The sequence below is a fragment of the Pseudoalteromonas sp. S2755 genome (assembly GCF_005886535.1).
Classification (GTDB): Bacteria; Pseudomonadota; Gammaproteobacteria; order Enterobacterales; family Alteromonadaceae; genus Pseudoalteromonas.
Genome location: NZ_PNDS01000192.1, coordinates 1 through 26,211, shown reverse-complemented (window position 1 = coordinate 26,211; position 26,211 = coordinate 1). Strand labels below are relative to the sequence as shown.

General features: G+C 44.4%; 26 protein-coding genes and 1 pseudogene. 18 read left to right on the top strand and 9 right to left on the bottom strand.

Annotated elements, in window-relative coordinates; genetic code table 11:
* The 4 genes and pseudogenes from CWC03_RS23835 to CWC03_RS22630 form a co-directional block, all read left to right on the top strand.
* Positions 1-226: pseudogene (locus tag CWC03_RS23835) on the top strand (hypothetical protein); the annotation flags it as partial.
* A complete protein-coding gene (locus CWC03_RS22640) occupies positions 219-614 on the top strand; it encodes a GNAT family N-acetyltransferase (protein WP_138583766.1) in 396 nt (131 codons plus the stop codon). The pseudogene CWC03_RS23835 and the gene CWC03_RS22640, both read left to right, overlap by 8 nt.
* A gap of 129 nt (positions 615-743) precedes the next feature.
* On the top strand, positions 744-1,565 hold the full coding sequence (locus tag CWC03_RS22635) for a hypothetical protein (RefSeq protein WP_138583765.1): 822 nt from the start codon (positions 744-746) through the stop codon (positions 1,563-1,565).
* Positions 1,566-1,580: 15 nt separating this feature from the next.
* The gene (locus CWC03_RS22630; protein WP_138583764.1) at positions 1,581-2,423 is read left to right on the top strand and encodes a hypothetical protein; all 843 of its coding nucleotides are present in this window, start codon (positions 1,581-1,583) and stop codon (positions 2,421-2,423) included.
* 16 nt (positions 2,424-2,439) lie between these two features.
* On the opposite strand, the gene CWC03_RS22625 is transcribed toward CWC03_RS22630, so the two are convergent.
* Positions 2,440-3,822, bottom strand: coding sequence for a pyridoxal phosphate-dependent decarboxylase family protein (locus tag CWC03_RS22625; RefSeq protein ID WP_138583763.1), 1,383 nt, complete (start codon positions 3,820-3,822; stop codon positions 2,440-2,442).
* Positions 3,823-3,917: 95 nt separating this feature from the next.
* Between CWC03_RS22625 and CWC03_RS22620 the strand changes: the two genes are divergently transcribed.
* The 4 genes from CWC03_RS22620 (at position 3,918) to CWC03_RS22605 (ending at position 7,517) form a co-directional block, all read left to right on the top strand.
* Positions 3,918-5,312 (top strand): aminotransferase-like domain-containing protein, encoded by a 1,395-nt coding sequence (locus tag CWC03_RS22620; protein WP_138583762.1) that lies wholly within the window; start codon positions 3,918-3,920, stop codon positions 5,310-5,312.
* Positions 5,313-5,351: 39 nt separating this feature from the next.
* Positions 5,352-5,933 (top strand): nucleoside deaminase, encoded by a 582-nt coding sequence (locus CWC03_RS22615; protein WP_138583761.1) that lies wholly within the window; start codon positions 5,352-5,354, stop codon positions 5,931-5,933.
* Between the two features lie 155 nt (positions 5,934-6,088).
* Positions 6,089-6,838 carry a substrate-binding periplasmic protein gene (locus CWC03_RS22610; RefSeq protein ID WP_249314108.1) on the top strand — a complete coding sequence of 250 codons (750 nt, stop codon included), beginning with the start codon at positions 6,089-6,091 and terminating at the stop codon, positions 6,836-6,838.
* Between the two features lie 85 nt (positions 6,839-6,923).
* Entirely contained in the window at positions 6,924-7,517 is a 594-nt protein-coding gene (locus CWC03_RS22605) for a DUF998 domain-containing protein (RefSeq protein WP_138583760.1), read from the top strand.
* Here the strand turns inward: CWC03_RS22605 and CWC03_RS22600 are convergent.
* The 5 genes from CWC03_RS22600 to CWC03_RS22580 form a co-directional block, all read right to left on the bottom strand.
* Positions 7,507-8,154, bottom strand: a complete 648-nt coding sequence (locus CWC03_RS22600) for a tRNA (adenine(22)-N(1))-methyltransferase (protein ID WP_138583759.1) — start codon at positions 8,152-8,154, stop codon at positions 7,507-7,509. The genes CWC03_RS22605 and CWC03_RS22600 overlap by 11 nt on opposite strands.
* A 15-nt stretch (positions 8,155-8,169) precedes the next feature.
* Positions 8,170-9,201 (bottom strand): DUF2955 domain-containing protein, encoded by a 1,032-nt coding sequence (locus tag CWC03_RS22595; protein WP_138583758.1) that lies wholly within the window; start codon positions 9,199-9,201, stop codon positions 8,170-8,172.
* A gap of 1 nt (position 9,202) precedes the next feature.
* The gene (locus CWC03_RS22590; protein WP_138583757.1) at positions 9,203-10,267 is read right to left on the bottom strand and encodes an HlyD family secretion protein; all 1,065 of its coding nucleotides are present in this window, start codon (positions 10,265-10,267) and stop codon (positions 9,203-9,205) included.
* Complete coding sequence (locus CWC03_RS22585; RefSeq protein ID WP_138583756.1) at positions 10,260-10,745, bottom strand: MarR family transcriptional regulator; 486 nt, start codon at positions 10,743-10,745, stop codon at positions 10,260-10,262. Before CWC03_RS22585 ends, CWC03_RS22590 begins: the two co-directional genes overlap by 8 nt.
* A gap of 93 nt (positions 10,746-10,838) precedes the next feature.
* Positions 10,839-11,816, bottom strand: a complete 978-nt coding sequence (locus CWC03_RS22580; RefSeq protein ID WP_171040317.1) for a TDT family transporter — start codon at positions 11,814-11,816, stop codon at positions 10,839-10,841.
* 103 nt (positions 11,817-11,919) lie between these two features.
* Here CWC03_RS22580 and CWC03_RS22575 point away from each other — a divergent pair, with 103 nt between their 5' ends.
* From CWC03_RS22575 to CWC03_RS22555, 5 genes are all read left to right on the top strand, one after another.
* Positions 11,920-12,801 carry a LysR family transcriptional regulator gene (locus CWC03_RS22575; RefSeq protein ID WP_138583755.1) on the top strand — a complete coding sequence of 294 codons (882 nt, stop codon included), beginning with the start codon at positions 11,920-11,922 and terminating at the stop codon, positions 12,799-12,801.
* Positions 12,802-12,918: 117 nt separating this feature from the next.
* Complete coding sequence (locus tag CWC03_RS22570; RefSeq protein WP_138583754.1) at positions 12,919-13,782, top strand: DUF417 family protein; 864 nt, start codon at positions 12,919-12,921, stop codon at positions 13,780-13,782.
* Between the two features lie 302 nt (positions 13,783-14,084).
* A complete protein-coding gene (ovoA, locus tag CWC03_RS22565) occupies positions 14,085-16,190 on the top strand; it encodes a 5-histidylcysteine sulfoxide synthase (protein ID WP_138583753.1) in 2,106 nt (701 codons plus the stop codon).
* A 53-nt stretch (positions 16,191-16,243) separates the two neighbouring features.
* Complete coding sequence (locus tag CWC03_RS22560) at positions 16,244-17,350, top strand: aminotransferase class I/II-fold pyridoxal phosphate-dependent enzyme (protein WP_138583752.1); 1,107 nt, start codon at positions 16,244-16,246, stop codon at positions 17,348-17,350.
* A gap of 74 nt (positions 17,351-17,424) precedes the next feature.
* Positions 17,425-17,988, top strand: coding sequence for a lipid-binding SYLF domain-containing protein (locus tag CWC03_RS22555; protein ID WP_010605134.1), 564 nt, complete (start codon positions 17,425-17,427; stop codon positions 17,986-17,988).
* A gap of 55 nt (positions 17,989-18,043) precedes the next feature.
* Here CWC03_RS22555 and CWC03_RS22550 read toward each other — a convergent pair whose 3' ends face one another.
* Positions 18,044-19,249 carry a Bcr/CflA family multidrug efflux MFS transporter gene (locus tag CWC03_RS22550; RefSeq protein WP_138583751.1) on the bottom strand — a complete coding sequence of 402 codons (1,206 nt, stop codon included), beginning with the start codon at positions 19,247-19,249 and terminating at the stop codon, positions 18,044-18,046.
* 231 nt (positions 19,250-19,480) lie between these two features.
* Here CWC03_RS22550 and CWC03_RS22545 point away from each other — a divergent pair, with 231 nt between their 5' ends.
* Entirely contained in the window at positions 19,481-20,278 is a 798-nt protein-coding gene (locus tag CWC03_RS22545; protein ID WP_128727762.1) for a M48 family metallopeptidase, read from the top strand.
* Between the two features lie 27 nt (positions 20,279-20,305).
* Here CWC03_RS22545 and CWC03_RS22540 read toward each other — a convergent pair whose 3' ends face one another.
* Positions 20,306-20,812, bottom strand: a complete 507-nt coding sequence (locus CWC03_RS22540) for a M48 metallopeptidase family protein (protein ID WP_138583750.1) — start codon at positions 20,810-20,812, stop codon at positions 20,306-20,308.
* Positions 20,812-21,660, bottom strand: a complete 849-nt coding sequence (locus CWC03_RS22535) for a DUF72 domain-containing protein (RefSeq protein ID WP_171040315.1) — start codon at positions 21,658-21,660, stop codon at positions 20,812-20,814. Before CWC03_RS22535 ends, CWC03_RS22540 begins: the two co-directional genes overlap by 1 nt.
* A 194-nt stretch (positions 21,661-21,854) precedes the next feature.
* Here CWC03_RS22535 and aspS point away from each other — a divergent pair, with 194 nt between their 5' ends.
* The 4 genes from aspS (at position 21,855) to ruvB (ending at position 25,911) form a co-directional block, all read left to right on the top strand.
* Entirely contained in the window at positions 21,855-23,639 is a 1,785-nt protein-coding gene (gene aspS / locus CWC03_RS22530) for an aspartate--tRNA ligase (RefSeq protein ID WP_138583748.1), read from the top strand.
* A gap of 123 nt (positions 23,640-23,762) precedes the next feature.
* A complete protein-coding gene (gene ruvC, locus CWC03_RS22525; RefSeq protein ID WP_010605128.1) occupies positions 23,763-24,284 on the top strand; it encodes a crossover junction endodeoxyribonuclease RuvC in 522 nt (173 codons plus the stop codon).
* Between the two features lie 2 nt (positions 24,285-24,286).
* Positions 24,287-24,904 carry a Holliday junction branch migration protein RuvA gene (ruvA, locus tag CWC03_RS22520; RefSeq protein ID WP_010377584.1) on the top strand — a complete coding sequence of 206 codons (618 nt, stop codon included), beginning with the start codon at positions 24,287-24,289 and terminating at the stop codon, positions 24,902-24,904.
* Between the two features lie 2 nt (positions 24,905-24,906).
* Positions 24,907-25,911: a Holliday junction branch migration DNA helicase RuvB gene (ruvB, locus tag CWC03_RS22515; protein ID WP_128727758.1), complete on the top strand. Its 1,005-nt coding sequence runs from the start codon at positions 24,907-24,909 to the stop codon at positions 25,909-25,911.
* Positions 25,912-26,211: the final 300 nt, after the last annotated feature.

Below are 26,211 nucleotides of genomic sequence, written 5' to 3'. Positions count from 1 at the left end.
TTATACAAGGCAGATCATGCGTAGCATAGTTATTCTATGTGAGTCAGGCGATAACACAGTAGAAATGCCAATCAAGCGCTGCCCTTTGGGTTCATCTGAGTGCGCTTTGTTCATTGTTGCTCAACTTTTGCCTAGATTACTAGGCGGCAAGTCGAGCGTCGCGACCAAAAACACACTCAGAAGAACAAAAATCAAACAGCGAAGGTCAACAGGCCCTAATGCGTGAAGTTTCAGAGGCTGACGTCTTACCCCATTTTTCGCAGCTTGGAAAAGATACTTATTTAAACGAAATAATACCTGAAGTGATTCAGGTGATGTGCAACGCCAATTTTGTCGGTGCCAAGGCGTTATTAAACGGTGAGCTGATTGGATTTGCTTTATTAAGAGATGGTAACTATCTCACCCATTTATTTGTTGCCAAGTCAGCCCAAGGTAAAGGGGTTGGTCGGCAACTATTAGATACTGTAATAGCGAGTACATCCGCAGCTCAAGTCTCATTGTGCTCATCGCTAAATGCAGCATCTTTTTATACTGCGCTAGGTTTTCAGGCTACAGGGCAAGAAGCACAGAAAAACGGTATTAGATTTATTCCAATGAAGTTAGATCGAACTTAAGCAAGGATATTTTATGACATAGAGTGAGTTGTAAAAAATCACAAAAGTAAATTTTAAGTAATTTAAAATGCGACTACACTAAATCGACATAAAAAGAATATCTGCTAGATCAAGATCTAAGGAACGAGTATGCCAACATCTCAACCAGGCACTGTAGTGAGCAATGCACAAACCAGGGCCGCTAATTTAACGACGACAAACAGCAATGAAGTGCCAGCGACTAAACAATTTGTAGTGAATGCCACCGGCAACTTATTTATCGCAAGTACGCTAAACAGTACCGCAGGTGGAAGTGTATTGCCGCAAGAAGCTGAAAATGCGTTTGGTGAAGTCAGCGTATTTTTTGCCGCGCTCACAAAAGCGATGGCAGAAGCTGGGGCAAGTCTGTACGACTACGATGCACTCAATAAATTAGTCTCAAGCTCAGGTCTTTTTGTCAAAGTGACAGATAGCAATATTCAATTTGAAAGTAAGCAAAGTGGCGTTACTTTATCAAGCCAATTGATCCAAACTTTACTGGGACTCAGTGGTAATTTAGCTTCCATAGGTAAATCATTGATGGATATGATCGCTGGTATGGGGCAAGCCTCGGTAAGTATCAGTGCGAGTTCCGACAGCCAAGACAAAAAGGTCGGGACGATTATTTTTGTTTGCGAATATTTACTCGGTGCTATTTCTATTGCGCCAATTGTTATCTCAGCGGATGCCAATGATGTCAAATCGGTGTGGCAAGCAGGCCCTTGTTTACAAGGCGGGCATGCAGACGTGCAGTTAAGCCTGTGCAAATCAGTATACCTATTTGTGCCACCTGTATTTGTTAAGCAAGCGGCATCGCTCAATGAGGCGATGTCAGATCCAGAGTTTAATAATCTGATTGAATCAATGCGCAGTGTCATAGCCGCACCGCCGCAAACCACTGCAGCCAGTAAAACGACTAAAAAGGACAGTTAATGTTGGGAGTAGATAATGTTCTCAACTTGGTTTAGCAAGCAAGATAAACCAGCAAAGCTGCAATCACAGCCAATATATACTCCAATTACTAAACATTATGTGTTTAATGAAACGGGTAATATCATGTTGTGTGCCACGGCGGATAGCATTCAGAGCTTTGACACTGACTTAAAAAGTGCATTCGTTGATATTAGTGTGTTTTTTGCTGCGATGACAAAAGCGGTGACGTCGACAACAAATCCGGTGACGGGTAAGCCGTTTTCAATCTTTAACTATCAAGCCGTGAAAAATATTTTGGTAGAGTCAGGGCTTTTCATTGAAACCAATGTGGAAGAAGGCACTTTTAGTCATGATGGCGTAGGCAATACGCTAGGCAAAGCGCTGTTTCAGCATGTACTAAATCGAGAGTTTTCTGAAAAGCAGCTGCCTTTTGCCAAGTCCATGTTTAATGGGATGCAATATCAAAGGGCGAAGATGACAGAGCAATCAGAGATGACGGAAGCACAGCAGCAGCTGTGCCGCAGTGGAAGCATCTTTTTTATTGGTGAACTGTTGATGGGCGTGCCACAAACGTCGGCAATTTTGCTCAGTATCGAACCACAAAGCATTGCCCAGTCGACAGGCGATACTGAGAGTGATTGGCAAGACTTATTTTCGTTGGCTGGGTTAGATGAAGACAAGCATCAGCCTAAGCACATCGTGCGTCATTGGAAATTTAAAAAACGTACTTATCTATTTGTACCACCGCAGTTTATTTCTCATGCGGTGGCTGGACTTGGTGAGCAAAGCAATATCGATTTTGAGGAATACAGTCGCAAATTGGCGCAAAGTATTACTCCTAACCACAGCGTTAGCTAACTTCAAATATATAACCTTAAAGCGCCTTAGCTAATTCGGTTAATGCGCTTTTTGCTATGTCTAAATCAACTTGCTCCGTTTGCCAATTACTGAGCGCTGCACGGATCACCTTATGTCCTTGCCAACTCCCAGGGCTGACAAATATACGGCCGTCTGCATTAATGGCATGAAGAAGGGCGGTTGTCGCGTGGTCGTCTTTGCCACTTGGCTTGAAAAGCACCACGTTCAGCTCTCCGTAGTAGACTAACTCATAGTCTGGAGAATCAGCAAACCAGTCTGCAAGTTGTTTAGTTTGCGCAATATTTTTACTTACCCACTGACGGATCCCGTCTTTACCATAGGCAAGTAATGACATCCAAACGGGCAGTGCCCTAAATCGACGAGAGTTTTCTACACCCATCGAAAAAAAGTCGGGGTCGACTTTTGATGTGACCAAGTAAGGTGCTGGAACGTCGCAGCTTTCAACCAAGTAGTGCAAATGACGAGTAAGAAAGATCCCACAGTCGTATGGCACATTGAGCCACTTGTGTGCATCCAAGGTAATACTATCGGCTAACTCTAGCCCCTTAGTGCGACCTTCTGAGCCAGAAACCAAACGGTCGAAAATGCCAAATGCAGCATCAACATGCAGCCAAGCTTGGTGTTTATCGCATAATCGCCGGATCTGCATTAAATCGTCAAAATTAGTGCCGGTAACCGTGGCGGCACTGGCGATGACAATTTTTCCTTTGGCGTTACTTGTTGCAAGCGCTGACTCAAGCGCTGCAATATCCGTAGCCTCATTGCCTAATTGCGTTGCGACTCTCGTGATTTGGTTGCGGCCAAGGCCTGCAAGACCAAGCGCCTTAATCATACTCGCGTGGGGCGTCGCGCAAAAAACCTCAACTTCCAAACCGAAGGCTCCATCTTCTGCCACATTGATCCCTTGTTGATGTCCAGCAAACTGGCGAGCTACGACCGCACCTAAGTAATTTGCTGCTGTCGCCCCTGTAGTAAAAAGACCATCAAAGCTTGCTGGTAGGTCGAATAATTCGGTTAGCCAGCGAATGGCCTGCCGCTCTATACTGGTCGCAATGGAGCCATCGCCCTTTGAGACATTTTGGTCATAGGTTGACACTAGCCAATCGGCAAAGGTGGCAATAGGCGTTGCGCCGCCAGTGACAAATCCCCAATACCTAGGCCCAATACTGGTGCTTAAGTTTGGCACTACTTGTTTACTAAAAATCTCTATCAGTGACTCAAATGCAATTCCAGACTCTGTGAGTGTTAGGTCGGGCGGAGCAATATCGCGACCTGCGACTGAGCGACTATTGCTCGACTCTATAAATGCCTCGGTAAGTTTAGAAAACTCAGTGAGTAATTGGGGTAATGCTTGCCATTGGTTGTGTGTCATCGTCATGTGCCAATCCTATTTGTGAACGAATACTGGAATTACAGTGTAACTTCGGTAAAAATACAGTACAGATACAAAATTCTTTGTTGTTAGGGGTACAGATGGCGAGGAAGTTTATTACATTAAGTGAGCAGGTAATTGCCGAGATAAACACCGGTGAACGTCAATGCGGTGAAAAAATGACTTCGCTTAGGATCTTTGCCAAGCAGCATGGCGTGAGTATGAGTACTGCAATTAGAACCTATGAGGAATTACAGGATAATGGCTTTTTAGTTTCCCAAGAGAAGTCTGGTTTTTATATTTGCAAACCAGAGGCTAAAAATAGCGACATTGACTTTGCTACGTTTAAAAGTGAAGTTAAATCTCCTAAAAGTGCGTTAAGACCCTCTGTCGTAGGGCTCAATACGATGTTATCGACGGTGCAAGTAGCGCCCGAGTTGATGCCCATAAATCGCCTAACTAAGTTTATAAAGCGCGCGTTCGACTCTCCTCAGCATCACCATTTTCATTATCCAAGCGCGATGGGACTGATGTCGCTCAGAGAGAATCTAGCCGAGCACTTTAAACAAAAGGGGTTGGCGCTTAACCCTGATAATCTTGTGGTGACGGGCGGCTGTATTCAAGCCGTGATGGCGGGGCTGCAGGCCGTTACAAAAGCGGGGGATTGTGTGGTGGTGCCATCACCTTGTTATCAAGGTTTATTGCAACTACTTGCGACGCTACAACTCAAGGTGATTGAGATCCCAACGACACCGGAAGGACTTGATCTAGGAGCTCTAGAACAGGTTGTGACAACGCAAAGGGTATCTGCGTGTTTGCTTACGGCAAATCACCAAAACCCAACGGGGCATAGTCTGTCTGTGCAACAAAAAGCATGGCTTGCAGACTTTGCTGAACAGTATCAGGTGGCGATTATCGAAGACGACGTCTTTGGGGAGCTGAGTCATAATCACACAATGCCTTTACCGATAAAGGCGTGGGATAAAGCCGGATATGTAATTTGGTGTAGCTCAGTGTCTAAGACGTTAGCGCCAGGCCTGCAAGTTGGATGGTGTGAAGCTGGACGTTTTCAAAGCCAAGTGTCAGCACTTATGCAGGCATTTCACGGCATGCCAAATCAATGTTTACAAATGGCGGTATCACGCTTTATTGAGACGGGACATTATCAGCGCCATTTACGGACGCTTAATCGTACCTTAGCGGCACACTGCTTCGCTTACCAAAGCTATTTGAAATCGCGATTACCAAAGGGCTGTAAAATATCTTCTCCACGGGGTGGAATGGCATTATGGCTGAAACTGCCTAATATTAATTGTGATGTACTCGCTTTTCGGCTCGCTGAGCTCGGGGTTGAAATTCGCCAAGGCAGCTTATTTACAAGTCGCGAGTTGTATCAAGATCATCTGCGGATTAATTGCGGTTGGCCGCTTGACACGGCAAAACCTTGGTTAGATAAACTATGTGATTGGGTACTTCATAATTTCGCCAAATTATAGCGTTAAGCTTGGTTCATATAATACAACAAGGAAATAAAAATGACTGTATTACTCAACGCAGAAACCCAAGTAAATAGTGAAGCGCTCAATGCCATTGCACATATGCCAACCAAGAGTCTTGGCGTACTACTCGATAGCGACTTTACGCGTAAGCTTTGCGATAAAGACTTTATGCGCATCGCAGTGCTACTGGCAAAAAAAGGTTACGAAGAGGGGGGTTGTCCAATTGGTGCGGTTATTGTTGATAACGAGACCAATCAAATTGTAGGTAAAGGACATAATACGTTAGTACAAGAGAGCCATCCATATAACCACGGTGAAACCTCGGCAATTCGAGATGCGGGACGGATTGATTTTAGTAAAACCACTTTGTATACCAGCCTAAGTCCTTGTGATGTATGCGCAACATTACTTTATATGCGTGGTTTTCAGCGAGTCGTGGTGGGGGATATCACGAATGCTTCAGGCAATGAGCCGTTACTTGAAAGTAAGGGCGTGCGGGTTGATATTTTAGAAGATGAGCAAGGTATTGCATTGTATCAACAATTTCGTGCTGAAAAGCCAGAACAAGATTTAGAAGATTGGCAAGGTTTGGCTGCGGTAAACGCAGGCCATAAGTAGCTGCCGGTACCCATATTGAGGTAAAACCATTACTACATGATGTACTGGATTATCAAATGAAATACTTTTGAGGCAATATTGCGATTGCGGCGGATTGAATTGCAATGCAAATACGGGCACACTGACCAAATGATTATTTAATTTATTGAGATAAAATGATCTGGAAGATTTTATTCCTAATAGCGCTACTGTTATCAACCAAGATAATTGCTTCGCCGCAAGAAACGGTGCATTTTGTAGCGGAAAATTTGCCTCCCTATCATTTTATTAATGGCCAAGGAGAAGTGGATGGTGGCCTGGTTGAGCTTGCTCAAGCGGTAGCAGATAAAGCAAATGTTACTGCTAAAGTTGAAATAATGCCGATGGCACGTGTGTTACACGAATTAGAAACTAAACCTAATGTGGTGCTGTTATCTTGGCTAAAGACACCAACTCGGGAAGTCTATTTCCGCTTTTTGGGGACTATGTGCCATACATCCGCATCACTTATTGGCCTGAAACAATCTCAAACGTCAATAAACAACCTTGACGCTGCAAAGCGATATCGTACCGGAACCATACGTGGTTATTATAGTGAAACCTTTCTCAAGCAAGCTGGCTTTTCTGAAGGCTATGAGTTGGTATTAGTGTCAAACTACCAAAGTCTTTGGAATTTATTGTATAAGGGCCGGATTGATTTTGTACTAACCAACACACTAACACTTGAGAAAGAGCTAAATGCCCTTAAGTTGGATCCAAAAGCAATTGAGCATAAGTTACTTCTTGAGCACTTTCCAAGTGAGCTGGCTCTGGCGGTGAATGCAGAGTTTCCCAATGAGCTTGCGAACCACCTACAGCATGCACTGGCGGAATTAAGCCAAAGTGGTCAACAACAAGCTATTTTGGAGCGCTGGAAAATACACTAAATTGAATGCAGCCGCTTGGTTTCGGATGTTCCTAAATTAGTATAAAGTATGTAGACATAAATTTAGCGCATTAAGGATAGGCGTAATGTTCCAAGAGTTGGTGAGTTATTTTGGCATACTAGCAAGTATATGGATGCTGGTAGGGGTGTATGGCGTTGCCAAACGTTATCCAAATTATAGTCACAAAAATCAATTTTGTAGTGAGTTAGGCGCCAGTGGTAGCCCTACAGAGCGATTGTCTCCTGCTGTTAATAATTACCCCTTGGCCCTGCTATTTTGTTGTTTTGGTTTTTATGTCATCTTGGTACCTGACGGGAACTGGGCGTTAGGTGTTATTGGCGGTTTGATTGTTTGCCATGGTCTAGCAACCGCTGTTGCAGGTTTCTTTCCTATGGATCTCGATCCATACACGACCTCGCCAAGTCGAGCGTGTAATATTCATTCTTTCGCGGGCATGGTAATGCTATTAAGTTTACTTATCGCTCCTTTATTGGTTTGGTTTGTAAGCCCGTTAAACTCACTATTTGCTTGGTTTTCTACTGCTTGTGTACTTGTTTGTGTCGGTTTTAGCTATCAGCTTGTCAACGCTTACAAGCAAAAGCGTAATAGTGGGCTCTATCAGCGATTAAGTTACGGCACTCAGCTAGTCTGGCTGAGTACGCTATGTTTTATGGTGTAAGGTGTTGATAAGCTGATAAAATGGCTTGCGCTTCGGGTTTGCCTTTGGCAACTCGTGCATAATGATCCAGCGTTTTCTCTAAATAGCGTTTGGAAAGCGTACCTTGTTGCCAAATCGCTTTGCCCAATGGAGTTATGGCAGCGCCAGTCTTACCTGAAGTGAGATAGAGTACTTCGTAAATACGTCGATTTTCCTCAACCAGTGATTCATGGATCAGCTTAAGTGGCAAAGATTGTAAGGTTTGCCTCAGGGTATAATGATGATGAACTGGGCAAAGCAAGAAATCGACCTCGTCAGGTAATTTGTGGCAAAGGCTTGTCATCAGTTCTGCGGTTAAGTCGCCGCCAACACCTGCGATGATCACTAACTGCCTGCCTGAGTACTGTGCTAGAGGGAGCTTCGCAACGTCTTGGGTGTAAAGGCTATAGCGCGTTGCAGCTTCTGGAAAGAAGCGCGCGAGATCTAGTTTCACTTTCGCGATAAGCGCTGGGACTACATCAACAAAGTGTATGTGCGCTTGGCTCGAATCTAAAAATTGTGCGCCAAGCTGGCCATGATCGCAGCAGCAGTCCCAAATATGTTGATAGTCTTCAGTAACAATGTCATGCAAAGTCTGTAAGCGTTTTCCAAGCTTCAAGTGGACTCCTTTTATTCAGCCGTAGGTGTGGTGGCGTGTTGCACTAAAGTGGTTAAGTAGGCGATGAATAAGGTAGATTGCACAGAGACTTACCGTAATTGCAACGCTCACTGAACTGAAGCGATATAGTGCGCTGTAGATTAAATCTTGATTTGGTGCGAGAGACTGACCAAACAAGATCCCAAAAGTGGTAATAATACCAAAGCCAATCCCAGGAGCACCACCACTTAGCAAGTGATAGCGACTAAAAATGAAGACTAAGATCCATAAAATCAAAATTGGAAAAAGCAAAATTTGGCTATAGGTTTGCAGTAGGATTTGCGCTGCTAACGCTAAGTTACAACCTATCAGCGTGCCAACTGCACGTTGCCAGCCTGCTGTGCCCGCTGCTTTCCAACTCAGTGGAAAGAGAATTAATATTGATGCCGCTTGAGCGGAAACGGAATCTTGTAAATCTAGGATTTGGAATACCATAAATGAGAGTGTGGCTACGGTGGCGCATAGTAAGACTTCATGGCGAATACTTGCCGCATCTTTTGCTGGCCGTGGTGGTAATTGACGCACGGTAACGTCCGGAAATAACCAATGCATTACATATGCAGTTGCGATACTAATGATAATAGCCAGAGAGTTACTGGCTATGAGTGAATATAAGCCACCACTGGTTGAAGCATAACTGGCAAAATGAAGTTGGATTGATAGTCCCACCACACTCATTGCGCCAAATAAGAAGTTAACGCCTTTGCTCATTTGCAAAAACAAAAAGGCAAATAAGGCAAAAGTGAGTAAGGACATTAACGCAGGGTGGAAGCCAAATAGCCCTTGTAGCACCAATACCGAAAAGGCACAGAGCAACCCACTTAAGATAAACTGGCGCACTATATGTGCATTTAACATTGGTACTAATCCAAGCAGCAGCATGGGATATACGGTAAAAAAGATACCGTACGGCCAGTTGAGCAGTTTGCTTAGTGCAAAACCTAGCGTACTGCCAGTTGCAATACGCAGCATCTGTCTCAGGTCATTGGCGTTCAGTGCAACTTTCATATCAATAAACGTAGTGAAGTAGACTGACGAATTTGATTTGCGCTTGTGCAAGCGTTGCAAGCAAAGTGCTTTCAGGTAGGACTTGAACTGTCGCTCTTGCACCACTTGCTAGTAAAGGTAATGGCTCATCAAATGCTAAATGAACGCGTTGACGCTGCGCATCTCGCACCCAGCGGTTGGAAGTCTCAACGGCAGCCAATTGGCCGTCGGCATTGAGTTGTCCATCACTTACGCCAGCAGAAAACTCATGAATCACGGCAGGATAGACTTTGCCCGGTAACGCATCAAAGCTCACTAATGCTTGTTCGCCAATTTTGACGTGGTAAAGCGATTTTTCTCTGAAATCCGCAGCTAAGTCAACATTGTCCGAAACCAAACTGGTTAGACTCACTCCCGTGCGAGCATAGGTACCCGTAGTGATCTGTAAGTTACTAATGATGCCATCATGAGGCGCGCGGACTTCGGTATAACTGAGCTGCAATTTAGCCTGCTCTACAGCATTTTGTGCTTGCTGTAGTGCAATATTATGTTCGTCGGCTGCACCACGCTTTACTTCAAGTGCATGCAGATTAGCTCTAAGTGCCCTAAGCTGTGACTTAGCCGTCGCAAAATTTGCTTGAATTTGATCTGATTCCTGCGTTGAAATTGCGTGTTGTGATAGCAAAGATTGGCTGCGCTTATACAGTCGTTGTTGCTCATCATACTTAGCTACAGCAGCCTCTATTTGCGCTTGCTGGGCAACTATTTGTGCATCTAATTGTTTGTTCTGTTGATTAACTTCTGCCAAAGCGAGCTCAGCCTTAGCTAATGCTAACCGATACGGCGCCTCATCGATAGTAAGCAGTAATTGCCCTTGCTGAACCCTTTGGTTATTGCTGACATTCACTGTAAGCACTTCACCACTGATTTTAGGCGTCACTTTGGTTACTTGATGATACACACGCGCCTGAGGCGTCATTGGTATGTAGAGATCAGCAAAGATAAAATAACTAAAGCAGAGTGCAAAAACGGCGATTGAAACCTTTACGTAGCGGGAAAATTGCTGATCTGGACTAAGTTTACTCACTGGTACTCCCATTTTCAGAAATATTGTCACAACATTGCTGAGCATTGTTCTCAAGTTTGACCAAAGCATGTGCAATAGCATTGAGCTCGTCATCGCTAAGCCCATGATATAAATGTGCCTTCACTTCACTGATCCGCATCTTTAGCTGCGCTAACTGGGCTTGCCCGTGCGCGGTGAAGTAGATTTTACGACAGCGTTTGTCTTGCTTATCAATGCGGCGCTCAATTACATTATTTTCTTCTAACTGTTTCATCGTGCGAGTCAGGCTCGGCATTTCGATATCTAAACTGCTCGCTAATTGGTGTTGTGTGCAGCCTTCACCTAAATGATGAATATGCATCATGGCGGTCCAGCGTGGCTGGGTAAAACCGAGTGGCTCTACAGCTTGGGTTACAGCTTGACGGCAAATTCTATGGACTCGGCCTAACTTGCCACAGAGACTAAGATCGAGTGTTTCATGAAATGGAAGTGGCGACATGACTTAAGGTATATTTACTTAGCATGCTAAGTATTTTAAGTTAGTTAGCATGCTAAGTAAATGGTGCGCGCTTAGGTTATTGCAATATTAGCTTTAACTCTCTGAATTGGCGGTGCTTATTTTTAGTAAGAATCGCGCATAGTGAACACAAACGTGGCTAATTACAGCGATCGCAACAACAAGTTCAAGCCAAACTAGGTATTGCAACAAGCTTAGCCAGCCTGAGTTTAAGTGCTCGCTGCTGAGCCAAGTGACGACCTTACTAATGGCGGTGACGCCGATGACTAAGGGAAAGGTATATGCCGCGAAAGCAGGACTAAATGGCAGCCGCAGAAGCTGAATAAAAGCAATGTATATCGCTAAGGTCATAACAATAGCAATGCTCAGTAAAGCAAACACCACGCCAGCCGCTGGCATTGGGTGGACACTTAAATATCCTGCTAAACATAGACTCGCAGGCGCTGCCATAACTGCAATTGTGGGCTGGGTTTGCTGTGGTATGGCACTGCCTCGACACAAACGGTAAATCATGAACGGTAGCAGCAGTAAGTAAAATATCACTCCCAAGTACCAAAGCCCCATAGCCAAAGGTTGCAACGCTGACATGCCGTTAAAGGTGACATCGGCAACGACAAACCCCACAGGGGGAATAAACCAACTTGGCACTAGCTGGTTAAGCTCAAAATTGCGGCCGCGAAAATACACAAAGCTGGTTAGCAACCCTAAGTGAAGTGCAATGGCGAGCAGCCAAACCACAGTTGCGATAAGATGAGAATAGGCCGAGATGCTATGAGAAATCACCATGATGGTCATGGCGCTGGTTGGTAATACACTCCCAATCACTGGATCTGCGAGATCTGCTCTTAATTGAGCTGGTTGATGAATAAACTTAAGCACTAACAGCAATAAAATAAAGCCAGCCAGAAGTGCACTTGAAGGTTTTAATACAAAGAGTGCGGGAAAGAGATTACTGATACACCAGCCTAAACTAGCCAGCCCAAGAGCAAGACCAGACATCGGGGTGGGGATATTGGCGGTGAGCTTTTTACTATAAGAATGAAGAGTAGCCATGCGTAATTTCACAACAATTGTTCGGTGAAGGGATAATACGCTTGCGCTTTAATTAAGAATATCTGAATATATTTAAATTAGTGTTCAATAATTCTTAACTTTAATGATAACCCTTAAGCAACTCAATGTATTTACGGTAATCGTGCAAGAGCGTTCGATCACGGCCGCAGCGGATAAGCTATGTTTAACTAAGGCAGCTGTTAGCATGGCACTAGCGGAGTTAGAGCGGCATCTCGAGCAATCGTTATTCGATCGTGTAAATAACCGATTAATGATAAATCCAGCTGGAGAGCTATTACTACCGCATGCGCATCAAGTGCTTGATAGGTGTCGCTTCTTAGATTCCCTATTTAAAGAAAACGAGAGGCTATATGGCGAAATTAAAATTGGTGCCAGCGATACCTTAGGCAATCATTTACTGCCTCCCATGTTAGCGGCTTTTCAGCAGCAAACCGGACACACGCAACAGCAGTTGTTTATCACCAATACGGCGAAGGTGTGCGCCATGCTTCGTGATTACGAATTAGACATTGGTTTTGTTGAAGGTCGAGTGATAGGCGAGGATTTAGACATCATGCCTTGGTTTGAAGATGAAATGTGTATCGTGAGTGCAGTGGACTTTTCGGTAACTGACTTTCAAACTCTTATGCAAAGTCAATCTCATTGGCTGTTGCGGGAGCAAGGCTCCGGCAGTCGAGAGTTTTTCTTAGCGAATATTGCTGCGCAGCTTACGTCGTGGCGAACCGCATTTGAGTTAAATTCTACCGAGGCGATTATAAATGGTGTGGCGGCAGGGCTCGGTTTAGCGTGTATCTCAAAATACTCCGCTGAACATGCCATAGCACAGCAACGAATTAAGGCGCTTTCAGGTTTAAAAGCCGAACCGAGGCAGTTTTGGCTGGTGACGCGTAAAGATAAATTTCAAAGCCCAATATTAACGCGGCTCATTGACTTTGCGACGCACTGGCGTCAAGAGCTCCGATAGAATTAGGGCCTGTCTAGCTACTCAATCTATCTTGCAGTTGGTATTAATTACACAGACGCTGAATGAACTTTCTAAAACCTCAGGTCTTATAGACAATAGCATATTAAGAGGTTAGATATGTCGTTCAGAACTATCGATTATTCTATTTCAGGCGTGTTAGCTGTGAGCTTATTACTGCTTAGCATTTCATTTTTGTTTGGCGCTGGGCCAAATACCATTTCAGACACTTTTAGCTTTTACGGGTTAACAGAGTGGGTGCCTGTTGCCACGCTTGGTATTGTATTTGGCTTTGCGTTAATGGTCGCCGCGGGTCTAGTCATTTTACAGCAATGTAAGATTGTTCCGGCAGCGTGGCCGCTAACCTTAGTCGCCATCATTAGTTTATTTACATTGTTGACATTGTTTGCTGAAAACCGCTGGATATCAGCCCATGGCGGCTTTCCCGTTATTGGTTCTGGGCAAGGGATCATCAAGTACTTTGCGTTAGTACCCATCGCACTATTTCTATACTGCCGCCATCATATCAATACGCGACCGCTCGTATGGGCAAACTATTTGCCCGTGGCATTGGTTTTAGCCTGGATCGGTGGAATGAAGTTTCTCGAACTCGAAGCTAAGGCAATCGTGCCGCTAGTGGAAACTTCACCGTTTATGTCTTGGATGTATGACTTGTTTTCCGTACAGGAAGCATCAAATATCATAGGCGCCTATGATTTATTGATGGCAGGTTTGCTCGGCATTGGCATTTGGTTTAATCAGCGAATCTTGATTGGGGTTGCAAGCCTAGGATGTCTCGCAGTATTTGTTATGACGCAAAGCTTTCTGTTTACCGCCTCGGGCGCGTTTAGCGACATGAGCTTACTTGGCGGCTTGGGACAATTTGTGATTAAAGACCTGTGGTTTATCGCCAATATTATGGTGATGGCATCTTTGACATTGGAGTCAAGCCCGCCTGAGTCTCTAGAGTCTGCAGTCGCGTAAATTTCATTGTGATGCAGCCCCGCTGCCAAAAGAGCGTGACCTAAGTTGCGCTCTTTTTATTTTTATCATATATGCCAGATGTGCCAAGTGAAGTTTTTTCTGAAAATAGTCCTGTCGGCAGTGAAAATTAAATGTGAATAAGTTAAGGTCATAAAATGTTGATATCAGTGGTCTAAGCTAGATTATCAAACGTATACAGCAAGATGCCATCAGTATTTAGTGGCAACGTGAGCAAAGATTAAAAGCTGCATGCATTGAAATGGTGTATGTATCGAAGTAGCAAGTTTAAAGAAGATAATTGTATGGAAAGACCAAATACATTAAAGCCAATCTGGCTTTCAGGTGGCGACGTAGAGAAAAAGCGCGCTGAGATCAAAGCATACTTCAACAATAGCTGGCAGCAGTACGAATCATTATTTAGCAATATCAACAATGACGACGCCTATTTTGTGAAGGCTGAGCGGTTGCGGCATCCTCTCATCTTCTATTTCGGTCATACCGCTTGTTTTTACGTTAATAAGTTGATGTTAGGGAAATACATCACTCAACGTGTTAATCCCCATATTGAATCTACCTGTGCCGTTGGGGTAGACGAAATGTCTTGGGACGACCTTGATAGCAATAATTACGATTGGCCAACAGTGCCAGAAGTGCGTGCTTATCGCCAACAAGTGAATGCGCTTATTAACGGGTTAATCGATGAGATGGATATTACCCTACCAATTACTCAGGAGAGCCTTGCGTGGGTTGTCCTAATGGGTATTGAACACGAACGTATCCATCTAGAAACCTCTTCTGTAATTATGCGGATGCTGCCGCTGGCTGACTTAACTTTACAACCCGGTTGGGAAGCGTGTGATGAGTACGGTGATGCACCTGACAACAACCTAATCTCAGTAAGCGGTTGTGATGTTCGCCTCGGTAAACCCGAGTCAAATCAAACCTACGGTTGGGATAACGAATATGGTGTACAAGACGTCAATGTGGCGCCATTCAAGGCCAGTAAATATGTGGTCTCAAACCAAGAGTTTTTAACCTTTGTCGAAGCTGGTGGCTACAAGCAGCCAGAGTTTTGGACGGCTGAAGGTCAAGCTTGGCTGGCTTCAACTAAATCAACCATGCCGCGCTTTTGGGTAAAAAAAGACACAGGCTTTTGGCAACGAAACTTAGCCGAGGAAATCCCATTACCACTCAATTGGCCAGTTGAGGTTAATTACCTTGAAGCGAAGGCTTTTTGTAATTGGAAGTCTGAGCAAAGTGAGCACTTTGTACGCTTACCAACAGAAGCTGAGTGGCAAGTGCTGCGCGACAAGCTCGATGTTGATCTGCCGACATGGAGCGAAGCGCCGGGAAACATTAACCTTGAGGTATGTGCTTCAAGCTGTCCGGTTAATCGTTTTGAAACTGAAGGACTATTCGACATCATCGGCAATGTTTGGCAATGGACGGAAAGTCCGATTGACGCATATAGCGGCTTTAAAGTGCACCCTTTATACGATGATTTCTCTACACCCACTTTTGACGGTAAACATAATCTGATCAAAGGTGGTTCTTGGATTTCTACAGGTAATGAAGCCGTGCGAGATTCTCGTTATGCCTTTAGACGGCACTTCTTCCAACATGCAGGATTTAGATACATCGAAAGTGAGAGTTCACAAGTGCCAGTGCAAAAGGTCAACTTGTGTGAAATGGATGCTGACGTTGCCAATGCGCTACATAGCCACTATGGCAAGCCTGTTATGCATTTTGGCAATCCATTACAAAGTGTTGTTTCACAGCTAATGGTGCATTATCAAGGTAATACAAATAAAGCGCTGGACTTAGGTTGCTCGGTCGGTCGTGCAAGTTTTGAATTAGCGAAACACTTTACTCAAGTAGATGGCATTGATTTTACTGCGCGCAATATTCAGCACGCGCTGGCCTTAAAAGAAGGCTCGCCGGTACGCTTTGCTACCGAGATTGAAGGTGAAATTGTGGACTTCCACGAAGTGTCTACTTCGCAATTAGGTTTTAATGAACTCAGTGAGCGTATTCATTTTTGCCAAGGGGATGGTCATAACCTTAAACCACAATTCGCAGAGTATGACTTAATCTTGTGTCATCGTGTTGTGGAATACTTATATTCACCAAAAACCTTCTTGAACCAAATTAAATCGCGCTTGAATGCAGGCGGGATCCTTGCGATAAGTTCTGCTTATCAGTGGGACAAAGCGCTAACCCAAGCACAAAACTGGTTGGGCGGTTATAAGGTCAGTGGTGAGAATGTCACAGGCCGTGATGGTTTAGAAATTTTACTCGGACGAGATTTTGAACTGTTGGCTGAAGATGAAGTAATGTCCGCCATAAGCAAAAACGCACGTAAAGTTGAACTAGAGCGATGCCAACTTACGCTATGGCGTCTTAAATAGTCGTTGATACCCATGCCAGCCAAAGTGCTGGCATGATTTCTTTAGGTTAAAGAATGGAATTATTATTACCCGATCACATTCAGTTTAGTCAAAGCTTGGCTGCGCCCATCGATATCAACTTGAGTGATTCCTGCGCTCAAGGCGTCACGCTTGGAGAACTTATTGAGCTTGGTGGCGGCAAAATGCCAGACATTGAACTGGGTTACAATCCGATTGCGGGCAGTGAAGAGCTAAAAGCGGCGATTAAAGCTTATCATCTGTCGACGACTGCATGTGTAGATCTTAATCAAATCGTGACGTTTAGCGGTGCTCAAGAAGCTATTTTCACTACGATGGCGCAATTACTAGACCCACAAGATGAGGTGGTGGTCTGCACACCAAGTTACCCATCGCTTGCAACACTCCCCAAACAGTTTGGCGCTATCGTCAAGTCGGTGGCATTGCGAGAAGAGAACAACTGGCAGTTTGATATAGAAAGACTCAAAAACGCAGTGACGACAAAAACCAAACTCATTATTGTCAATGCCCCTCATAATCCAACGGGCGCAGGCTTGACTGACAAAGAAGTTGGACAAATACAGCTCCTAGCAGAGCAGTGCGGTGCTTACATTTTAAGTGATGAAGTATCAGCACAGAACCATGGCGATGACCGCGCCGTAAGTGGGCGCTTTTCGGCTTATCCGCGGTCGATTACGTTAGGTGTATTATCCAAAAGCATGGGTTTACCTGGGATCCGAGTAGGGTGGGCAATTTGCGGTTCGAAAGCACTAGCGGATGCGCTGTTGGCTGGTAAAAGCTACTTAAGCATTTGCGGCAGTAAAGTGGATGATTTATTGGCGACGACCGCATTACTGCATAGTGACACTATCTTAGCGTGTAATTCGAAAATCATTGGAAATAATGTCCAATTGATGCGTGAATTTGTCAGTTTATACTCGCAAAAAGTGACTTGGGTTGAGCCTCGTGGAGGAGTGTTGTCATTGCTGAAGGTTAATTCAGTAAGGGATTCTGAAAAGTGGTCACGTCAATTTGCAGAAGTCTCGAACACGCTATTGTTACCCGCAAAGTTATTTCTATTGGAGAGCGAGTGCCACTTCCGTTTAGGAACGGGTAAGCGTAACTTTGCCGCTGGTTTGGCAAGACTCGAAACATATCTCTAAATTAATCCAGCATTCAAACTAAGCGTCTATGATAGGTCGTGTTATTCTTAATTAATGCAGGAAAGGAAAAACCTATGGTAAACGTTAAACATTTAATGGCTGGTTTTTTGGCCGTCATGCTTAGTGCATGTGCTTCAATGGGCGATGGTGACAAGGTTGAAAAGCAACGTGCCATCCTAGATATGAAAAACGATGTACTTACTCAGCTTTACAGCAAAAAGCCAGATACGCGTTCGCAAATTGCGGCAGCACCGGGCTATGCTGTTTTTTCTAATGCCAATATTAATCTGCTATTTGTTGCAGCTGGAACAGGTTACGGTGTCGTACACGATAATACGGTAGGAAGTAACACTTATATGAATATGGCTGAAGGTGGCGTAGGCCTTGGTCTAGGTGTAAAAGATTATCGTATTGTGATGGTATTCCATACTCCTGAAGCAATGAATAAGTTTGTTACTTCAGGCTGGACGTTTGGCGGAAATGCAGATGCTGCAGCGAAAGCCGCTAAAAAAGGTGCGTCGGTAGAAGGCGAAGCCTATTATGGCGATGTTACTGTGTACACCTTTACTGAAAGTGGTTTGGCACTGCAAGCAACAGTAAAAGGCACTAAGTTCTGGAAAGATAAAGAACTAAATTAACCTGAGCTAATAACGATTATAGAGAAAAGCCCCGCGAGTCGGGGCTTTTTGTGTATTATTCTTTGATTTCTGTAGCGTTGACATTTTTCTCAAAACGCCTATTTAACAATTGGCAGACGATAGTCAGCACAATGGCGGCGAACATAAAGCTTGAGAATGGCAAAGGTGATTCAGGAACCGCGAGTGCAAGTAAAGGGCCGACCAAAGCGCCACTACCAAATCGTAGTGTGCCTATCACCGCGGTAGCGGTACCGGTTTGATGCTCAAAGCCCAGTAATATCAGCGCATCAGCGTTGCTGGCAATGATCCCCAGACTCATCATCAAAGGTGCAATGGCAGAAGCTAGCACCCAAACTGAGACTGATTGGCTACTGAGTATCACCAGTAGTGTCGCGAAGACGATACCAATAGTAAGACCGATATTGAGCATTTTTCTGGAACCAAGCCTTGGCACTAAACGCGTGTTGGCAAAGTTACCGAGCATCAATGCAATCACATTCATGGCGAATAACACTCCAAACAGCTGCTCCGACACACCATAATACTCAAGATAGATAAACGAAACTGAGGTTAAAAAACAAAAGAATGCGAATGATGCCAGCATCGAAGAAAGAATATCGTAGCGGGCCTTTTTTTGTGTTAACACAATGCGATAGTTTTTTAAGAAAAACGATAAGCTAAGCGGTACATCAGTTTTGGTCGGAATTGCGATACAGAAAAATTGTAATGCGATGATAACCAGTACAGCATAAACCGCTAAAAACCAAAAAATGGCGTGCCAATCAAAGTACAACAAGATCAATGCACCAAGAGAGGGAGCAATTAGTGGCGCGATCATCATGATCATCGAAACATAAGACATCCCTTTGGCTGTGTGCTCTTTGTAATAATAGCGGATCACGCCAGGTACAACGACAGTCGCTGCAGCACCACAAAATGCTTGAACGACCCGTAAGAAGCAAAACATATCGATGTTATTCGTCAGCGCAAGCCCAATTGACGATGCGGTAAAGCCGACTAATCCCCAAATAGCTAACGCCTGTCTTGAGAATCTATCTGCAAGGGGGCCAAACACCATCATGCCGACAGCATAACCTGCTAAATAGCTACTAAGAGAAACCTGTACTTGCTCAAGCGGGCTATTCAAGCTGTCTGCAATCGCAAGCATCGCGGGGAGATACAAGTCGATAGCCAAAGGCGTTATCGCGACAATACTAGCCAGTAATGGTAAGAGTATTGCAGGGAGTGTTGATGACTTCATATGTTGGTATTGTTACCTTGTTAATGTTAAGCAGAATAAATACACCAATCAGAGACGCTTTATTATGGAGATGGAACTCGGTGCACTGGAGTAGAGCAACGAAAAGACGGCGTTCTGATCAGCAGAAGTTCATGAAAAATTTTTTATATTGTACTAAGTTAGTCTCGTTAAGTGACGAAATTGCGGTAAACTTAGAGAAACTTAAGTTGTAAAAAAGAAAAGGAACAAGTTATGAAAAAACTGGTTCTCGCGATAGCCGTGGCGGCAACGCTTGCTGGTTGTAAAACATCGCCTACCGGACGCACTCAGTTAGCACTCTATTCAGAGCAGCAAATGGACCAAATGGGTGTTGCGAGCTTTGAACAAATGAAGCAAGAGCAAAAAGTCGATACTGATGCCAAAACCAATCGCTACGTTAAGTGTATTGCAAATGCCTTAATAGCACAACTCCCTGCAAACTACGCAAACCAGCAATGGGAAGTTGTGGTATTTGAAGATGATTCTGCCAATGCATTTGCGCTACCTGGTGGTAAAATTGGGGTTCATACGGGGATTCTCAAAGTTGCAGAAAACCAAGATCAACTTGCGGCAGTGATGGGCCATGAAGTAGGGCACGTTATTGCTGAACACGCTAATGAGCGCGTATCGCAAAACAGTGTGTTGCAGTTTGGCCTGCAAGCAGGTGCGGCGGTGCTTGAAATGAATAATGTCGAATATCGCAATGCCATTATGCAGGGATTAGGTCTTGGTGCGCAGTACGGCGTTGCGCTGCCATTTAGCCGCTCTCATGAAAGCGAAGCGGATGTTATCGGCTTAGATCTAATGGCTAAGGCGGGCTTTAATCCTGAAGGCTCTGTTGCACTTTGGCAAAATATGGCGAAAATGAGCGAACAGCGTCCACCAGAATTTATGTCGACGCACCCTGCGCCAGAAAACCGAATTAAGCAATTACAAGCCAACATGACAACAGCCCAAACAACCGCTAACAAAGCGCGTGCGGGTGGATTTACACCAAGCTGTAAACGCTAATTTCTCAAAACACCAATTACACTTAAGTTAAGTGTAATTGGTGTTTCCTTCTGTCTCACACATCAGCATAAATAGCCGTAATTCTAGCTCAAGTTGATGATAGTTGGGCTCCATGTGCTGACAAAGCTTGTAAAACGCTTTGTTATGGTCTTTCTCTTTAAAGTGCGCTAGCTCGTGTACAACCAATGCTCGTAACACCGCCTCGGGAGCGTGTTTTAACTGCGCTGCGATGTGTATTTGGTGCGACGTTTTTTGTTTTTGCCCGTGCCGTGTGGTTTTGAACGTATGTGTTCCTAACGCATTCAATACCATATTGTTGCGCTTCTCAAACTTGGCCTGCGATACCCGTGGGGTATTTTTTAAGTACTGTTGTCTTAATCCTTCTACATATTCGTAAAGTAGCTTATCGCTTTTTATCTGATGCGGTTCAGGATAGCGGCTTTTGAAAAAAGCACTGAGTCGCTTGCTCTCTATTAATTGAGTGACTTGAGTCTGGACTTGCTCGGAGTAGTTTAAAAAATAGGGATGGGACATTAAAACAGCGCCTCTTGCTTTGCTTCTTTTTCAGCGGGGAATGGATTGCTTACTTGATGATGTACCTCTAAATCAGCAATAAATTGTCTTGCTAAAAATGGCGCATCAAAATTGTCTGCGGTATGGAAAAACACATAAGGTGATTTACCTTCACTGAGCCATTGATTGAGTTTAGTTAACCAAGGCTGGTAAAAGTCTCTATTAGACTCCAGCTGAGAGCAACCAACAAATCGCAGAATTGGGCTGTCTCCTGTGGCAATAGCATGTACAGGTAATCGCGGCTTTTTTTGTTGTGCATCTACTATCGCAGGGGTACTGGCAGGCTCGCTAAAGAGTGCGCGAGTATCCATCACGATGCGATTGTAGTTATTTTCGATTAAATATTGGTTGTATCTGCGCTCAGCATCACCTTTACGATAAAAGTCCCAATGTCGTACTTCAACACCAACAGTTAGTGATTTGGGCAACCAAGATAAAAATTGTCGCATTTTATTTATATGTTCAGGCGCAAACTGCGCAGGTAATTGCAGCATTAACACGCCCAATTTAGGGAACAACGGTGCCATGTTTTTACACCAAGTCAATAATTCATCTTGGCAATGGCTAAGTGCCATTTCATGACTAAAGCGCTTAGGAATTTTAAACGTAAAGCGAAAGTCATCGGGCACTTGTTCTAGCCATTTTAATACGGTCTGCGGATTTGGATCGGCATAAAAAGTCGTATTACCTTCAACGCTATTAAAAATTTGGCCATACTCTTTGAGCATATTTGTGGCGCTACAATGGCTGGAAAATACTCGACCTTTCCAGTGTGCGCTACTCCATTGTGGGCAACCCAGATACAACATAGTGATCAAAACAACGATTAAATGTGTGAATAGTGTATCAGATCCTTAGATTGAGGATGACAATGCAGCGTATTTTTATATAATTGGCGGTTATTGAAAATGAGTCTTAGCGACTGGCTTACCAATACTGTGAATTCATATTGTGTGGTGAGAAGTGATTAGTCGTAAGAGCAAATTGGACTGACAGGAATTTTATGCGCTCTATATACTGCGGAAAACTAAATAAGAGCCATGTAGATCAGGAAGTTGAACTATGTGGTTGGATCAATAAACGTCGTGACCTTGGCGGCCTAATCTTTGTCGATTTAAGAGATAGAGAAGGGCTTGTGCAAGTGGTATTCGATCCTGAAGTGGAAGGCTTAATGGATAAAGCGAATACGTTGCGCCAAGAGTTCTGTGTTCAGATCAAAGGTGTTGTCCGTGCGCGTCCTGAAAGCCAAGTTAACAAAGACATGGCAACCGGTGAAGTTGAGATCTTAGGCACTGGCTTAACCATTATCAACCGTTCAGAACCATTACCGCTTGACTTCAATCAGCAAAACTCTGAAGAGCGTCGTCTTAAGTACCGTTATTTAGACCTACGCCGTCTAGAAATGAGCGATCGCATTAAGATGCGTGCTAAAGCGAGTAGCTTTGTGCGTCGTTTCTTGGATGAAAATGCATTCTTAGACATTGAAACGCCAGTACTAACGAAAGCGACACCTGAAGGTGCACGCGACTATCTAGTACCAAGTCGTGTTCACAAAGGCAGTTTCTATGCGCTACCGCAGTCGCCGCAACTATTTAAGCAGCTACTAATGATGTCTGGTTTTGACCGCTACTATCAAATCGTAAAATGTTTCCGTGATGAAGACTTACGTGCCGATCGTCAGCCAGAGTTCACTCAGATAGATATCGAAACGTCATTTATGAGCTCAGATCAAGTTCGTGGCGTGACAGAAAAAATGATCCGCGAAATGTGGCAGTCTTTCCTAGACGTTGATTTGGGTGAGTTCCCAGTGATGCCGTACAGCGAAGCGATGAGCAAATATGGTTCGGACAAACCAGACCTACGTAACCCGCTTGAGCTTATCGACGTTGCAGACATCGTAAAAGACGTTGAATTTAAAGTACTGAGCGGCCCTGCGAACGACGAAAAAGGTCGTGTTGCAGTACTGTCAGTGCCTGGTGGCGCACAACTTTCACGTAAGCAAATCGATGAATACACTAAGTTTGTAGGTATTTATGGTGCGAAAGGCCTGGCATGGATGAAAGTAAACGACCGTGATGCTGGTATCGAAGGCGTACAGTCGCCAATTGCTAAGTTCTTGAACGAAGAAGTGATCAATGCACTGCTTGAGCGCACAGGCGCAAACACAGGTGACATTATTCTATTCGGTGCAGACAAGCGCAATACCGTAAATGAAGCGATGGGCGCGCTACGTCTGAAGATTGGTCTTGATTTAGAAATTACTGATCTTAATAAGTGGGCACCACTTTGGGTAGTTGACTTCCCGATGTTCGAAGAAGACGACGAAGGCAACCTACACGCGGTACACCACCCGTTTACTGCACCTAAGGGCGTAAGTGCTTCGGAACTTGAAGCAAACCCAGCAGGTACACTTTCTGATGCATACGATATGGTACTTAACGGCTACGAAGTAGGTGGCGGTTCGGTTCGTATTCACAACAACGAAATGCAGCAGGCAGCGTTCAGGATCCTTGGCATTGAAGAGTCTGAGCAGCAAGAGAAGTTTGGTTTCTTACTCGATGCTCTGAAGTATGGCACGCCTCCACACGCAGGTTTGGCATTCGGTCTTGACCGTTTGGTGATGCTACTGTGTGGCACTGACAACATCCGTGACGTTATTGCGTTCCCGAAAACAACGCAAGCGTCGTGCTTGATGACGGATGCACCAAGCCCTGCAAATCCAGATGCGCTAAAAGAGCTTGCTATCTCAATAGAAAAGCAGTTAGTAGAGCAAGGTGAGGGCGAGTAAGTTCGTCAACCTGATATAAAAGAGGCGGCTTAGGTCGCCTTTTTTGATCTTATGTACTAGCTTATAACTGGTAATCTATACAGTATTTTGGCATTATAACCAAAAAATCAAGAGACGATGCGTTTGGCTGTCATTTTAGGAATTGATCCGGGGTCAAGATTTACAGGCTATGGTGTGATTGCTCACCAGGGGGCAAAGTTCCAATATTTAGGGAGCGGTTGCATTAAAGTTGGTGAACATGACTTTCCCACTCGATTAAAAATGATCTATCAAGGGATCACACAGCTCATAGAGCAGTTTTCACCAAGCGACTTTGCGATTGAGCAAGTGTTTGTTGCGCATAATCCAAGTTCAGCCTTAAAACTTGGTCAAGCGCGAGGTGCGGCCATTGTTGCGGCGACCATGCAGTCAGTGGTCGTGAGTGAATATTCGGCAAGACAAGTTAAACAAGCCGTTGCGGGTACCGGTGGTGCAGACAAAGCCCAAGTACAGGAAATGGTAAAGCGCATATTAAAATTGCCTGGCACACCCCAAGCTGACGCAGCAGATGCGTTGGCTGTGGCGATTTGTCACGCGCACTCAAGGCAAAACTTAATAAAAATGGCAGGCGCAGCGCGTAAAACCGTAAGAGGAAGGTTGAGATAACCATGATAGGAAAATTAAGCGGAACACTGTTAGAAAAGCAGCCACCAGAGATATTAATTGATGTTGCAGGTGTAGGTTATGAAGTACAAATGCCTATGACTTGTTTTTATGAATTACCAAGCGTGGGCGAGCCGGTTTCAGTATTTACCCACTTTGTGGTGCGTGAAGATGCGCAGTTACTGTTTGGTTTTAATACCAAGATCGCACGTGCATTGTTTAGAACGTTAATTAAAGCAAACGGAGTCGGTCCTAAGCTCGGTCTTGCAATTTTGTCGGGTATGTCTGCAGAGCAATTTGTTAGCTGCGTGAATCATGGCGATGCAACTACTTTGGTTAAGATCCCTGGAGTTGGTAAAAAAACCGCTGAGCGTTTAGTACTTGAAATGAAAGATAAGTTAAAAGACTTTGGCAATGACTTACTCACACCGTTTAGCGATGCCGCTGTACTTGCGCCGCAAGAGCATCCGACGGTAAGTGATACCCCAGCAGATGAAGCGATTGCAGCCTTAATGGCATTAGGGTATAAACAAGTTCAAGCACAAAAAGCGGTAAAAGCCGTAAACAGAGAAGGCATGACGACCGAGAGTATCATTAAAGATGCTCTTAAATCGATGATGTAACTATGATTGAAGCAGATAGATTAATTGAACCTGAGATCCAAGGTAATGAAGATTTAGTTGACAGGGCGATTAGACCTAAACTACTGAACGATTATACCGGTCAGCCGCATGTTAAAAAGCAAATGGAAATCTTTATTGCGGCGGCGCGTTCAAGGCAAGAAGCCTTAGACCACTTGCTGATTTTTGGTCCCCCTGGTTTAGGTAAAACTACGCTTGCGAACATTGTTGCAAACGAGCTTGAGGTGAATATTAAAACCACTTCGGGACCTGTGCTTGAAAAAGCGGGAGATTTGGCCGCATTGCTCACTAACCTTGAAGAAGGGGATGTGTTATTTATTGACGAGATCCATCGTTTAAGTCCTCAGGTGGAAGAAATTCTCTATCCTGCAATGGAAGACTACCAATTGGATATCATGATAGGCGAAGGTCCTGCTGCACGTTCAATTAAACTGGATTTACCGCCTTTTACTTTGGTTGGCGCAACGACACGTGCCGGTTCGTTAACCTCACCATTGAGAGACCGTTTTGGTATTGTGCAGCGCTTGGAGTTTTACTCGATTGCGGACTTGTCTGCGATTGTTACTCGCTCAGCGTATCACTTAAACTTGGAGATCAGCGAGTCGGGCGCAACTGAAGTAGCGCGTCGAGCGCGCGGTACACCACGAATAGCAAATCGTTTACTACGCAGGGTAAGAGACTTTGCTGAAGTGAAGGGTGATGGTTCTATCACTGAAGAGATTGCGCACTTAGCGCTGGATATGGTCGATGTTGATAAATGTGGCTTCGATTATATGGACCGCAAATATCTGCTAGCAATCATTGAAAAGTTTACCGGTGGCCCGGTTGGTCTGGATAACCTTGCTGCGGCAATTGGAGAAGAAAAAGAAACCATCGAAGATGTGATAGAGCCATTTTTGATCCAACAAGGTTTTATTCAACGCACGCCAAGAGGACGTATTGTCTCTGACAAAGCCTATATGCATTTTGAGCTAAGCAAGCCAGAATGATCTAAGTTGGGTAATAAACACCTTTATTCTTCATAATAGCCGAGTATTAACTCGGCTATTTCATTTCTACACTCACTTATTGCAAATCGCGTTTGCACAAATCCATTATTTTGTGTCAGCTAAATTCAAGCAAGATTCATTACTGCTGAAGTAATTTACCTGAGCTTCGGATAATTAATGCCTTTCTAGCAGCCAGTTTTAGCGCTAACTGCGTTGAATTCACTTCCAATAGCCAGCTATTGGTGCGTAAATTCGCCTTGCCTACAAGGATGTAGGTACCTGGGCGGTAGCAGGACGCGA